The organism is Corallococcus praedator (assembly GCF_003612125.1).
GTDB lineage: Bacteria > Myxococcota > Myxococcia > Myxococcales > Myxococcaceae > Corallococcus > Corallococcus praedator.
Genome location: NZ_RAWI01000285.1, coordinates 1 through 12,293, shown reverse-complemented (window position 1 = coordinate 12,293; position 12,293 = coordinate 1). Strand labels below are relative to the sequence as shown.

At 70.5% G+C, this 12,293-nt stretch carries 12 protein-coding genes; 6 read left to right on the top strand and 6 right to left on the bottom strand.

Going from position 1 to position 12,293, the window contains the following annotated elements; genetic code table 11:
* Positions 1-529 (top strand): ABC transporter permease (locus tag D7Y13_RS29085; protein ID WP_120630837.1); only part of this gene is annotated, 529 nt, incomplete at its 5' end.
* The gene (locus tag D7Y13_RS29080; protein ID WP_167508783.1) at positions 529-1,569 is read left to right on the top strand and encodes an ABC transporter ATP-binding protein; all 1,041 of its coding nucleotides are present in this window, start codon (positions 529-531) and stop codon (positions 1,567-1,569) included. The genes D7Y13_RS29085 and D7Y13_RS29080, both read left to right, overlap by 1 nt.
* A 3-nt stretch (positions 1,570-1,572) precedes the next feature.
* Here the strand turns inward: D7Y13_RS29080 and D7Y13_RS29075 are convergent, their stop codons facing one another.
* A complete protein-coding gene (locus D7Y13_RS29075) occupies positions 1,573-2,184 on the bottom strand; it encodes a pyridoxamine 5'-phosphate oxidase family protein (protein ID WP_120585349.1) in 612 nt (203 codons plus the stop codon).
* A gap of 119 nt (positions 2,185-2,303) precedes the next feature.
* On the opposite strand from D7Y13_RS29075, the gene D7Y13_RS29070 reads away from it, so the two are divergent.
* Both D7Y13_RS29070 and D7Y13_RS29065 read left to right on the top strand, forming a co-directional pair.
* Positions 2,304-2,765 carry a carboxymuconolactone decarboxylase family protein gene (locus D7Y13_RS29070; protein WP_120536485.1) on the top strand — a complete coding sequence of 154 codons (462 nt, stop codon included), beginning with the start codon at positions 2,304-2,306 and terminating at the stop codon, positions 2,763-2,765.
* Complete coding sequence (locus D7Y13_RS29065; RefSeq protein ID WP_120585348.1) at positions 2,752-3,630, top strand: sigma-70 family RNA polymerase sigma factor; 879 nt, start codon at positions 2,752-2,754, stop codon at positions 3,628-3,630. The genes D7Y13_RS29070 and D7Y13_RS29065 overlap by 14 nt, the downstream gene beginning before the upstream one ends.
* Here the strand turns inward: D7Y13_RS29065 and D7Y13_RS29060 are convergent.
* Positions 3,623-4,537 (bottom strand): LysR family transcriptional regulator, encoded by a 915-nt coding sequence (locus D7Y13_RS29060; RefSeq protein ID WP_120536487.1) that lies wholly within the window; start codon positions 4,535-4,537, stop codon positions 3,623-3,625. The two genes, D7Y13_RS29065 and D7Y13_RS29060, sit on opposite strands and share 8 nt — an antisense overlap.
* Positions 4,538-4,651: 114 nt before the next feature.
* Here D7Y13_RS29060 and D7Y13_RS29055 point away from each other — a divergent pair, with 114 nt between their 5' ends.
* Positions 4,652-5,677 (top strand): zinc-dependent alcohol dehydrogenase family protein, encoded by a 1,026-nt coding sequence (locus tag D7Y13_RS29055; RefSeq protein ID WP_233602320.1) that lies wholly within the window; start codon positions 4,652-4,654, stop codon positions 5,675-5,677.
* Between the two features lie 17 nt (positions 5,678-5,694).
* Positions 5,695-6,660 (top strand): class I SAM-dependent methyltransferase, encoded by a 966-nt coding sequence (locus tag D7Y13_RS29050; protein ID WP_120585351.1) that lies wholly within the window; start codon positions 5,695-5,697, stop codon positions 6,658-6,660.
* Here D7Y13_RS29050 and D7Y13_RS29045 read toward each other — a convergent pair.
* From D7Y13_RS29045 to D7Y13_RS29030, 4 genes are all read right to left on the bottom strand, one after another.
* Positions 6,651-7,121 (bottom strand): YdeI/OmpD-associated family protein, encoded by a 471-nt coding sequence (locus D7Y13_RS29045; protein WP_120536489.1) that lies wholly within the window; start codon positions 7,119-7,121, stop codon positions 6,651-6,653. The two genes, D7Y13_RS29050 and D7Y13_RS29045, sit on opposite strands and share 10 nt — an antisense overlap.
* Positions 7,118-7,639 (bottom strand): hypothetical protein, encoded by a 522-nt coding sequence (locus D7Y13_RS29040; protein ID WP_147444466.1) that lies wholly within the window; start codon positions 7,637-7,639, stop codon positions 7,118-7,120. Before D7Y13_RS29040 ends, D7Y13_RS29045 begins: the two co-directional genes overlap by 4 nt.
* 18 nt (positions 7,640-7,657) lie before the next feature.
* On the bottom strand, positions 7,658-8,449 hold the full coding sequence (locus D7Y13_RS29035) for a class I SAM-dependent methyltransferase (RefSeq protein WP_120585346.1): 792 nt from the start codon (positions 8,447-8,449) through the stop codon (positions 7,658-7,660).
* An 88-nt stretch (positions 8,450-8,537) separates the two neighbouring features.
* Positions 8,538-11,939, bottom strand: coding sequence for an ATP-binding protein (locus tag D7Y13_RS29030; RefSeq protein WP_120585345.1), 3,402 nt, complete (start codon positions 11,937-11,939; stop codon positions 8,538-8,540).
* Positions 11,940-12,293 lie beyond the last annotated feature (354 nt).

The following is a 12,293-nucleotide window of genomic DNA, read 5'->3' as shown; positions in this document are numbered from 1 at the left end:
GGCGATGGCGGTGTGGCCCTACGCGGTGCCGGGCACGGTACTGGCGCTCGCGCTGCTAGTGGCGTTCTCACGGGACTGGCGGTTCGTGGTGCTGGAGCGGGTGGCCTTCGTGCTGGCGCTCGCGCACACGCCGTGGCTGCTGTTGGTGGCCTACGCAGGCAAGTACCTGGCGCTGGGCGAGCGCAACAGCTCCGAGGCGCTGGCGCAGGTGGACCCGTCGCTGGCGGAGGCGGCGCGGGTGGGCGGAGCAGGGCCGGTGCGGGCGTTCGTGGACGCGACGCTTCCGTTGCTCCGGCCCGCGCTCACGGTGGCGTTCGTGCTGGCGTTCCTCGCGTGCGCCACGGAGATCACTCTGTCGGTGTTGCTGGTGCCCGCTGGCTCCGAGGTGCTGGGGACACTGTTGTTCGAGTTGCAGAGCTACGCGGATCCGGCCTCCGCGGCCGTGCTGGCCTGCGCGTTCGTGGCGCTGGTGGTGGCGGGACAGGCCGTGCTGGCGTGGACGCGGCGACGCGTGCCGGAGGTGTGGTGATGGCGGCCATCGTCCTGGAGGGACTGGTCAAGGCGTATGGCGGAACGCCAGTGGTGCGGGGCCTGAGCCTGGAGGTGGGGCAGGGCGAATTGGTGTCCCTGCTGGGGTCTTCCGGGTGCGGGAAGACGACGACGCTTCGGATGCTCGCCGGGCTGGAGCATCCGGACGCGGGCATCATCCGCCTGGGCGATGACGTGGTGGCTGGCCCTGGTGTGCGCGTGCCTCCGGAGCGGCGCGGGCTGGGCATGGTCTTCCAGAGCTATGCCGTCTGGCCGCACCGCAGCGTGGAGGCGAACGTCGCGTATCCGCTGATGCTCCGGAAGGTGCCCCGGCACGAGGTGGCTTCGCGGGTGCGCGAAGCCCTGCGGTGGGTGCGGCTGGAGGCGTTCGCGGCCCGGATGCCTCACGAGCTTTCGGGTGGACAGCTCCAACGCGTGGCGCTCGCGCGGGCGCTGGTGGCGGCCCCCCGGGTGCTGCTCCTGGACGAGCCGCTGTCGAACCTGGACGCGGCCCTGCGCGAGGAACTGCGCGCGGAGATCGCCGCGCTGCGCTCCCGACTGGGCACGACGCTGGTGTTCGTTACGCATGATCAGGGCGAGGCGCTCGCGCTGTCGGACCGCATCGCCGTGATGAACCGGGGCGTCATCGAACAGGTGGACACCCCGGAGCGTCTCTACCGCGAGCCAGCGACCCCGTTCGTCGCGGGCTTCGTCGGGGGCGCGAACGTGCTGCGCGGCGAGTCGCGGACAGGCACGTTCCACTGCGTGGGGACGCAGACCGCGTTCGAGCTGCCGCCGGAGCTGCATGGACGCTCGGGGCCGGGGACGCTGGTGGTGCGCCCAGAGGAGCTGGAGCTGGGGGCGTCGGGCACGCCGCTGGTGCTCTCCGCTCGCCTGTTCCTGGGCCACGCGGCGGAGTACCGCTTCCCCGTGGGCGATGCGTTCCTGCGCGTCATCGGGCCGGCGCTGGAGGGCGTGCGGGCCGGGCAGACGTTGAACGTGCGCCTGCGCAAGGCCACGGTGTTCGACGGCGTCGCTTGAGGCTCAGTACAGCGTCGTCTTCAGCCGCGCCGGCAGCTCCCGGTCGTATTCGTCTCCATCGAAGGCGTCCTGGCTGATGGCGGCGAGCATCGCTCCGTTGCTGGGAAGCTCGGAGCGGGGGACGTGCCTTGCCGGGTTCCACAGCTCGGAGCGGATCAACGACCGGCTGCACTGGAAGAAGACCGACTCCACGGTGATTTGAAGCACCGAGCGCGGCTGCTTCCCCTCGAAGGTGAACCGCTCCAGCATCGCTGGTTCGATGACGATGCTCGCTCGGCCGTTGACGCGCAGGGTCTCGTTGACGCCGGGGACCAGGAAGATCAGCGCGACCCTTGGGTCGGTGAGGATGTTCCGCAGCGAGTCCGCGCGGTTGTTGCCGCGGCGGTCGGGCAGCAGCAGCGTGTGCGCGTCCTCGATGACGATGAAGCCCGCCGGGTCACCCCGGGGCGAGACATCCAGCCCCTCCGGCCCGACCGTGGCGAGCACCGCGAACGGTGAGGTTTCGATGAAGGGTCGATAAGCCGGATGAATGTGGTCCACCACCTTGATGACGGAGGGCTTCGTGGGGAACCCGTACAGCCGCTCAAGCGCCTCGACATCCGTCACGGTCTTCATCCGGGGGGGCCTCCTGAAGGGGGACAAAATCACCTTCGGAATGACCATGTCACAGCCATCTCCCGTGATTCGTCCTGGGGGTGGACAGGCACTTTTCCTGTCCGGAACTGGAGCCGCACATGAAGGCCAGGATGAACCCGTTCGCCGCCGCACCCGCGCTCATGAAGGAAATGCTCGACTTCTCCGGGAAGGTCCAGGGCAGCGGGCTGGAATCAAACCTGTTGGAGTTGGTGAAGATCCGCGCCTCGCAGATCAACGGCTGCGCCTTCTGCATCCACATGCACACCCGCGACGCCCGCGCGCATGGGGAGACCGAGGAGCGCATCTTCCTGCTGAACGCCTGGCGCGAGTCGCCCCTGTACACCGACCGTGAGCGGGCGGCCCTGGCCTGGACGGAGGCCCTGACGCTCGTCTCCCAGACGCACGCGCCGGATGCGGACTACACTGCGATGCGGGCGCACTTCAGCGAGGAGGAGAGCGTGAAGCTGACCCTGATGATCGGGGTGATCAACACCTGGAACCGGATCTCCGTCGGCTTCCAGTCCATCCATCCGGTGACCTCGCGCAGTGAAGCTGCCTGACGCCAACCCCGCGGACGTCTTCGACCCGCTCCGCCCCCGCCTGCTCCGCATCGCGTACCGGATGCTGGGCATCGTCGCGGAGGCGGAGGACGTGGTGCAGGAGGCGTATCTGCGCTGGCATCAGACGGACCGCGCCGCCGTGCGGGACGCCGAGGCCGTGCTCGTCCGCACGGTGACGCGCCTGTGCCTCGACGTCCTGAAGTCCGCCCGCGTCCAGCGCGAGCAGTACGTGGGGACCTGGCTTCCAGAGCCCATCGTCGAAACCGTGGAGGGCGACGACTTGACGCTGACCCTGATGATGGCCCTGGAGCGCCTGTCCCCGCTGGAGCGCGCCGCGTTCCTGCTGCACGACGTGTTCGGCATGGACTTCGACGAGGTGGCGAAGGCCATCGACCGCGACCCGGCTGCCTGCCGTCAGCTCGCCAGCCGCGCGAGAAGTCACGTGCGCGAGGCCCGGCCCCGCTTCCCCGTGTCCGAAGGGCAGGGCCGCGAGCTGGCGTCGGCGTTCTTCACCGCCTCCCGGAGTGGGGACGTGAACGCGCTCCAGGCCCTGCTCGCCCAGGACGTCATCACGTACTCCGATGGCGGCGGCAGGACAAAGGCCGCGCTCAATCCCATCTACGGCGCGGAGAAGACCCTGCGCCTCCTGGACGGGCTGTTCCAGCACTCGGGATTGGCATTGTCCAAGCTCGTGTACGAGGGGGCCATCGACGGGTTGCCGGCGTTCGTCACCCTCGAAGCGGATGGCGTCCTGCAGACCACGGCGCTCGCCATCGAGGAGGGGCGCATCGTCGCCATCTACGTCACGCGCAACCCCGACAAGCTGCACTCCATCCGTCGGGTGGTGGGCGAGGACGCTACTTGACGGAGTTGGGCAGTCCCGCGGCGAGGGCGTCGATGGCGACGCGCACGCGCATGGGCAGATGCGGGGTGTTGGGCCAGAGGGCGTAGACGTCGAAGCGCAGGCCGGGGCTGTCCGTCATGATGCGCACCAGCTCCTTGGCTCGCACGCGCTCCTGCACCAACCAGCAGGGCAGCCACGCGAGCCCCAGCCCCGCGACCGCCGCGTCGGCGATGGCCTCCAGGTCATCGAAGCGCAGGCGCGAGCGGGGCACGAGCTCCACGTTGGAGCCATCCTCCTGCGGAAAGAGCCAGGTGCGCAGTTGCCCTGAGCGCACGTAGGCGAGCGTGTCGTGCTTCGCGAATGACTCCCAGGTGCGGGGTGTGCCGCGCTTGCGCAGGTAGCCCGGGGACGCGAAGACGCTCATCCGCTGATGGCCGACACGGCGGACGGTGAGCCCATCCCCGCCCGGTCCGACTCCGTTGCTGCCCCCGTTGCGGATGGCGAGGTCGAAGCCGTCCTCCAGCAGGTCCACGGTGCGGTCGCTGAAGGACAGGTCCAGTTCGAGCTTCGGATGCGCGCGCGCCACCGTCATGAGGAGGGGCGCCACGCAGCGACGTCCATAGAGCACGGGCACGCTGACGCGCAGCCTGCCCGCGGCCTCCTGCTTGCCGGACTCCAGCAGCGCTTCCCCCGCGCGCAGTTCTTCCAGCGCGCGCAGGCACCGCTCATAGAAGACCTGTCCATCGTGGGTCAGGCTCTGTGTGCGCGTCGTGCGGTGGAAGAGGCGCACCCCCAGCCGCTCCTCCAAGCGGGCCACCGTCTTGCCCACGGCGGAGCGCGAGAGGTGGAGCTTCGCGGCGGCGGCGGAGAAGCCACCGGCCTCCACCGCCTCCACGAAGACGGACACACCGTTGAGGGAATCGCTCATGTCGCGCCCATTGTCGCCCTGGGGGCGACAGTGAAAGGAAGCCTTGTCGCCACCGTGGATGCAGCTTCGACAATAGCTTTCCCGCCGCGAACCTGCCGCAAGGAGCTGTGCGTGGTGACGACGACGATGAAGCGCTGGGAGATGGATGCACCGGGGCGAGAGCGGCTGCGCCTGAAGACCGTGGCCCTTCCGGAGCCGGGACCGGGCGAGGTGCGGGTGAAGGTGGCGGCCGTGTCGCTGAACTACCGCGACAAGAGCGCCATCGAGTCCGGCGTGGGACCATCTCAGCGGTTCCCTTTCACCCCGGCCTCGGACCTGGCGGGCGTGGTGACGGACGTGGGGGAGGGCGTGACGCGGTTCGCGGTGGGGGACCGGGTGATCTCCACGTTCTCTCCCGGTCGGTTGGAGGGACCGGGTCATGGCTCGGCGCGCATGCCGCCGTACGTGATGCTGGGCGGTTCGCATCCGGGGGTCCTCGCGGAGTACGTCGCGTTTCCGGCGGACTGGTTCGTGAAGGCTCCGGCCACGCTGGATGCGGGGGAGGCGAGCACCTTGCCCTGCGCGGGACTGACCGCGTGGACCGCCCTGGTCGAATACGGCCCCGTCCGTCCGGGACAGACGGTGTTGGTGCAGGGCACGGGGGGTGTGGCGCTGTTCGGGTTGCAGCTGGCAAGGGCCATGGGCGCGGACGTCTTCGTGACCTCGGGGAGCGACGACAAGCTTGCGCGGGCGAAGGCGCTGGGGGCGACACACCTCATCCACCGCGAGCGCGAGGACTGGGTTGAGGCGGTGTACCGCCTCACGGCGGACCGGGGCGTGGACCACATCCTGGAGCTGGTGGGCGGCGCGCACCTGGGGCGCTCCATCGAGGCGGTCGCGCTGCATGGGCGCATCTCCGTGATTGGCGTGTTCGAAGGGTTCACGGTGACGGGCCCGTCCGCGCCGCTCCTGCTCAAGGAGCCGACCATCCGGGGCATCAACGTGGGCCACCGGCGGGCGCTGGAGGAGCTGGTGCGTGGAGTGGATCGTCTCGGGCTCAAGCCAGTCATCGACCGGCGATACGGACTGGAGGAGCTGCCCGCGGCCCTGGAGCACCTGGAGCGGGGACCGTTCGGGAAGATCGTGGTGGAGTCCCACTGAGGGGTAGGGTGGAGGGCATGTCGCGCCCTCCTGTTCCCCCGCGTCGCTTCCACGCTGAACCCCTGGTCCTGGTGCTGCGTCACCTGGAGGCAGTGCTGGATGCGGGCCCGGTGTCCATTGAAGTTCCGGATCCGGACCTGGGCCCTGGGCGCTATCCGGGAGAGCGCGTTGGGCCGGAGGGTGGGCTCGTCCATCGGCCGCTGCGGAGTTGGTGCGACCTGGCGGAAGGGTTGTCCTGCCGCCTTCGCACGCCTCGCGCGGTGGATGACACGCATGTGCTGCTCACGTTCGAGCCTCTGGGCGCAGAGGCTCCGTGGCACGCAGGTAGCGGGGAACGTTCGGAGTCACCGCAGGAGCGCTATGGCGCTGCGTCCGACTTCGCGCGGGTGCGCAAGTTCGAGGACGCGGGCTTCCTGGTTCCGTGGCTGCAAGCGGTGGAGCGGTTGCGCTTGCCTCCAGGCGCGCGGGTGCTGGACCTGGGCGTGAACCGGGGCGACGAACTCTCCGCGTTCGAAGCGGTGGAGGGCGTCCGCTTCGTGGGCGTGGACCACAGCGCGAGCGCGCTCGATGAAGCCCGCAGGGCGTTCCCGGATGCGCGCCATTCGTTCATGCAGGCGGACCTGAACGCGCTCCCAGCGGGCTTGGGGCGCTTCGACGCGGTGGTGTCCGTGGGCACGATGCAGAGCCCCGGCGTGGACGACCGGGCGCTCCTGCGCAAGCTCGTGCAGGAGCACCTGGAGCCCAGGGCGTCGCTGGTGCTGGGCTTTCCCAACTCACGCTTCCGCGACGGCGAGGTCGTCTATGGCGCGCGCGTTCGCAACCTGCGCGAACCGGACCTGTCGCTTCTGGTGAAGGACCTGTCCTTCTACCGCCGCTACCTGCACCAGCACGGCTTCCGCACGTTCCTGGGGGGGAAGTACGACCTGCTGCTCACGGCGGTGCGGGGGCAGGGCGCGGACGAGGACGGTGCGGCTCAGGACTGAGCGGCCCGGGCGCGCAGCTTCTCCAGCGTCTGGGCCACGCGGCGCTCACGGGTCTCCTCGCGCTTCGCCTCGGCGACCGCTTGCGCGAACTCCTTGCGGTGCGTGAACGCGAGCCCGTCGAACACGTCCCGGAGGGCCGGCTCGGCGTCGAGCGCACGTTGCAGGGCCTCCGGCACCTCGACGGTGCGGGGCGCTTCATCGCGCTCCAACACGATGCGCAGCGACGAGCCGATCTCGATGCCCGCGGCGTCACGCACGGCCTGGATGAAGCCCAGGCACGTCTTGCCGCCGTACACCATCAGCCGGCTGCGGAACGGATGCCCGTTGACGGTGCCGACCACGGGCGCCCGTGCCTCGCCGAAGACCTCGCGCCCGTCGAAGGGACAGAACACCCACCGTCCTCCGACCCCGTTGGCCTCTTCGAGCTTCGCGGTGAAGGTCTGCTTCTTCGCCTTCGTCATGGCGCAAGCCCCGGTGCCGGCGCGGCGGCCTGTGCCTTGCGCCTGGATGAAAGTTCGAAGGCCACGAGCGGGATGATCACCAAACTGATCATCCAGCAGAGGAACCCGAGGGAGGGATACAGCAGCTCGCTGTACATGACCCCGCCCTCGTCCGACGGCAGCGGGTGGACGAACCAGGACAGGGACGACAACCCCACGACGGCGGCGATTGAACCCGCCACGAGGGCTCCGCGATCCGCGCCCAGCATCAACAGGAAGGTCGCGAGGGCGAGCAGGGGGTTCGCGTACCAGCCGAAGTTCAAGCCGAACACGCCCAGCCAGCCGGTCAGCAGCAGCTCGAAGCCCGCGATGTCCTTCTCCAAGCCTTGGCTGCCCTCGCGGCTCACGGCGACCACGTGCACCGCGGGCGCCGCGCACGCGATGAGGAACAGGACGGACGCTCCCGATGCGGCGAGGAAGCGCTCCTTCAAGTACGGGATGGCGGCGTTTATCCGAGGGGGCGGATGCGAGGCGCTCATGGGGCGCCCATTCTATCCCTATCCCGGCTTGACGAACTTCAGCGCGAACCGGTCGCTCGTGCCCCGGCGTGCGCCCGCGGCGCCCGGGCTGGAGCTCCAGTCGCGCGCGTCCTCCGGGTTGCGCCAGACATTGCTCTCCTCCTGGAGCTTGAAGCCCGCGGCCTCGACCTCCTGGCGCACCACCTGCTCGTCGATGCGGTGCAGTGTCTTCGCATCCGCGATGCCCGTGCCGGCCTTCGCGCTCGAATCCAGGACGACGTAGACGCCACCGGGCTTGAGCGCCTGGAACACCGCCGCGTTCATCTTCGCCGGGTCCGACCCGAGCAGCGTGACGTCGTGGTAGATGATGTTGCTGACCACCACGTCCAGGTCGTTCACCTCGGGCGGCAGCGGCGAGTCCAGCTCACGGTCCACGCGCACCACGTTCTGGTTCACCGGGCGCGCCAGCCGCTCCTGCCACGGCTTCTCCGCGAACTTCTCCAGCACGAACTTCGGGTTCACTCCGTACACCTTGCCGGTGGGTCCCACCGCGCGCGCCAGGAACTCCGTGGTGTAGCCGCCGCCCGCCATCAGCTCCGCGACCTTCATGCCGGGCCGCACGCCCGTGAACTCGATCAGGGCCGCGGGGTGCCGGCCCGCATCCAGCGCCCGGTCCGCCTCCGTGCGGTCCGGGGCATCCACCAGCGCCTGCGCCGACACGGGCGCCGGCTGGGACTCGGTGGTTGAAGCAGGGGACGACGGGGGCGCGGACGTCGAGTGCGAACAACCCGCGAGGATGAGGAACGAAGCGGCCATCAGTGCAGTGCGCATGCGCGATCTATACGTCCGGGGCCGCCCCTTGCCTTCGAAAAGGAGGGCCCCTGTTCGCTTACGCACCGCGGCGGGCGCGGGGCCCCGCTCAGGACACGACGTCGTGCGCGCGCATGGTCGCTTCGCGCGGCAGGTGGACCGTGAAGGTGGTGCCGGCGTCGGCGCTGGACGTCGCGACCACGTGTCCGCCGTGCGCGCGCACCACCTGCTCCACGATGTAGAGCCCCAGGCCCACGCTGCGGGACGCCCGGTCCTCGTCGTGCTGCCCGCGCCGCATCGCCTGGAACAGCTTGGGCAGCATCTCCGCGGGAATGGGACGCCCCCGGTTGTGGACCTCCAGCACCAGGTCGTGCCCGTCCGCTCGCGTGGTCACCCGCACCGGGGCCGCCGGGTCGCCGTACCGGAGCGCGTTGGTGACCAGGTTCTGCACCACCTGGCCCAGCCGCTCCCCGTCCCACGTCCCATGGCCGTCGCCCTGCTGCTCCAGCACCACCCGGCGCTCCGGGAAGGCCACCTGCACCTCCTCCAGGGACTGGCGCGTGGCCTCGTGGAGGTCCATGGGACGGCGATGCACCGGCAGCCCTCCGCCCAGTCGCGCCTGCGTCACGTCCAGCAGGTCGCGGATGAGCCGGTTGGCGCGCTCGGCGCTGCTGATGATGCGGCCCGTGTTCTTGGTCGCGCGCTCGCCCAGGTCGTCGCGCTGGAGCAGGGCGTGCGCCGACAACAGGATGGCGTTGAGGGGGTTGCGCAGGTCGTGGCTGACGATGCCGATGAGCTGCTGTTCGAACTCCGCCCGCAGCCGTGCTTCTTCTTCACGGCGGTGGCGCTCGGTGATGTCGCGGCTCACCGTGGCGATGCCCATGTCCTCGCCCGTTTGGGGGTCGCGCAGCGTGAAGAAGTTGAACTGCACGGGCACGGTGGCCCCGGTGCGGAAGTGACGGAAGCGGAACTCCCCGTCCCAGCGGCCCTCCTCGCGCAGCCTGGGCAGGATGACGTCGCGCACGTAGCGGCGGTCCTCCTCCTGGAAGTAGTCGAGCAGGCTCGTGCGCCGCACCTCCTCCAGGCCCTCCAGTCCCAGGAGCCGCTGCCCCGCTTCGTTGACGAACAGGGCCCTGCCATCCGGCCCGCCAATCCCGATGAAGTCCGAGGACTGCTCCACCACGGCGCTGAGCTTCTCGCGCTCCTGCTCCGCGCGGCGCTGCTCCTGCCGTGCCCGGGCCGCGGCGAGGTTGCCCTCCACGCGCGCCAGCAGCTCGCGGGAGGAGAACGGCTTCACCAGGTAGTCGGTGGCCCCCATGCGCAGGCCCTCCACCGTGGCCTCCTCGCCGGCCCGCGCCGACAGCAGGATGATGGGCACGTACCGCGTCCGCGCGTCCTCGCGCAGCCTTCGCAAGAGGCCGAAGCCGTCCAGCCCCGGCATCATCACGTCGCTCAGGATGAGGTCCGGCACCCGGGTGCGGCAGGATTCCAGCGCCTCCAGCCCGTTCGCCGCGAGCGTCAACTCGAAGCGATCCGACAGGAGTGAGCGCACATACGCGCGCATGTCCGCGTTGTCGTCCACGAAGAGGACATGGCCCTCGATGCCCCTCGGCGGCGGTGTCGGGTCGCCGTCGCGCGCAAGGAGCGGAGCCCCGCCGGGCGGCGCCTCCAGCCATCCGGAGGCCTCCTCGAGGAACGCCGACATGGCCGTGCCCGGCGCGGTCCTCGGGGCAGGCTCGGTGGCACCGGTCGCGGTGCTTCGAGCGACCGGCGCAGGTGCCGAATCGATGGGCGCGGGCAGCGTCACGGTGAAGGTGCTGCCCCGGTCGGGGACGCTCTCCACGCGGATGTCGCCGCCGTGCAGCTTCACCAATTCCCGCACCAGGGACAGGCCGATGCCGCTGCCCTCGTAGCTGCGCCCCCTGGCGCCCTGCACGCGGTGGAAGCGCTCGAAGATGCGCGGCAGCTCGTGCTCGGGGATGCCCGTGCCGGTGTCCGCCACGCTCAGCACCACCTGGGACTCCCGCCACCGGAGGCTCACGCGGATGCCGCCCGCATGGGTGAACTTGAACGCGTTGGACAGCAGGTTGAGGACGACCTTCTCCCACTGCTCCGGATCCACGCGGACGGGGTGCGGCAGCGGGGGACAATCCACGTCCAGCGTCAGCCCCGCGCGCTCCAGGGTGGAGCGGAAGCCGCTGGCCAGGCCCTCGGTGAGCGCGGAGAGATCCGTGGGCACGGTGGCCGCCTGCGTGCGGCCCGCTTCGATGCGGGAGAAGTCCAGCAGCGTGTTGACCAGCTTGAGCAGCCGCAGACCGTTGCGGTGCACCGTGCGCTGGCGCTCCAACTGCCGGGGGCCCAGGGGCTCCACGGCATCCTGGAGGCCGTCCTCCACCGGGCCCAGCATCAGCGCCAGGGGCGTGCGGAACTCGTGGCTTACGTTGCTGAAGAAATCCGTCTTCGCGCGGTCCAGCGCGGCCAGGGCCTCCGCGCGGCGGCGCTCCTCCTCGCGGGCCCGGGCGCTGTTGATGGCCGTCGTCACCCCTCGCGCCATCAGCTCCAGGAAGCCGCCATAGGTCTCGTCGAGCGCCAGACGCGGGCTCAGGCCCGTCACCAGGAAGCCCGCCGGTCGCGCCTGCCCGGCGCGCGGCAGGAGCTGAACCCACGCGGAGGAGGTCCCCTCCGGCCAGGGCCCCGCCGCCACGGTGCCCGACGCCGTGGGCATCCGCTCCCATCTCAGGGGGCCGCCGGCGCCGGTGGAGGGGCCCAGGGGCCAGGAGGCGTCCTCGCCCCGGGCCGCCTCTGGGAGCGCGACCGTGGCGGGCGCCAGGGCCTCTTCGTTCGCGGGCAGTCCACACGTGCCGGCCAGCCGCGCCGTGCCGGTCGCGTCGTCCACGAGGTAGAGCAGGGCGAAGGGGATGTCGAGCGGGTCGCTGCCGATGACCCGGAGCGCCTCGCGGCAGGCGTCCTCCGCGCTCACCCGGTCGGCGGTGGACGCGCCCAGCTCTCGCAGGGTGTCGAGCCGCCGCGTGCCCAGCACCTGCGCGGTGGTCTCGGTGAGGGCGGCGAAGATGCCGCCCACGCCGCCCGACTCATCGCGGATGGGCGAGTGGCTGTAGGTGAAGTAGCACTCCTCGATGAAGCCGTTGCGGTCGAGCGGCATCATCAGGTCCTGCACGAAGATGGCCTCGCCGGTGGACTGGATGCGTTCCCAGCCCGGGCCCAGCATGTTCCAGACCTCCGGCCAGGTGACGGCCGCCTCCTGGCCCAGGGCGGCGGGGTGCTTGGTCCTGCCGCAGATGGGCCGGTACGCGTCGTTGTAGAGCTGCACGTACCTGGGCCCCCACGCGACGTAGAGGGGGTAGTTCGCCGCCAGCACGATGCCCACCGCGGTGCGCAGGGACTGGGGCCAGGACTCCACCGGCCCCAGCGCCGTGGCCGCCCAGTCCACCTGTCGCAGCAGGGCGCCACAGGCCCCTCCACCCCGCAGCACGTCATCCACCGCGCTCATGCGCCTCCACGCCCTGGGCCTCCTTCCCCGTGCGGGCAGGACTCCAGGCGTTGGAACTTCGTGACTTCCCCCGCGGATGGCCAGTGCGCTGTCAGGGACGCAGTGGCGAAAAGTGCATGGATGAACGCCCCCGCCCATGCCTGGTCTCCTGGCAGGCGGGCGCGATCCCCCAACGAAAACGGACCGCCGCCCCGGAAGGGGACGACGGTCCGAAGGGTGCCGCGAGCGACGGCTTGCGAGCAGGTCAGGGCGTGGGGCAGCCGCCGATGGAGGAGGGGCTGATCACCGCGTTGGGATCCTGGGTGCAGTTCCTGACGCTGCGCAGGTGGATGAAGCCCGAGGCGCCACCACCGC